A 532-nucleotide genomic window follows, 5' to 3' on the forward strand; every position below is an offset into this window, starting at 1 on the left:
GGCCCGGTTCGCCGATCGCGTCGAGCGCCCCGCTCAATGCGGTGTACGTGAGGTCGTGGCCGGCGCGGGCAGCGAGAGGCCCTTCCTGCCCCCACCCAGTGCACCGAACGTAGACGAGCCGTGGGTTGACCTTGGAGCAGTCCGAGGGTCCGACGCCGAGGCGTTCGCTCACTCCGGGCCGGTGACCTTCCAGAAGCACGTCGACCTCGGCGCAGAGGTCGAGGATCAGATCACGCCCGGACGGCTTGGTCAGGTCCACGCAGATTGAGCGTCGGCCGCGGTGCAGTATCTCGTCCTCGGCGTCGAAGATTTCCGCCCCTGATGGCGGCCGATCGACGCGAATCACGTCGGCCCCGAGATCCGCCAGCATGGTCGCCGCGAACGGCACGGGTCCTAGGGCGGCCAGTTCGATGACGCGAAGCCCCGCCAGCGGTCCTTGCTTGTTTGGCATTGGATCTCCTCTTGCGTCTCAGACAACCAAATGATCGGTTGAATCACCCTAGCAGGCAACTGGCCCTGACGGCTACATCTC

1 protein-coding gene is annotated in these 532 nt (G+C 66.0%); it reads right to left on the bottom strand.

Annotated features, from left to right (window positions below):
- A partial coding sequence (locus AC5RWU_RS24540; protein WP_493986775.1) for a CoA transferase occupies positions 1-451 on the bottom strand: 451 nt, incomplete at its 3' end.
- Positions 452-532 lie beyond the last annotated feature (81 nt).

This window comes from Arthrobacter sp. B0427-1-12 (assembly GCF_059092905.1).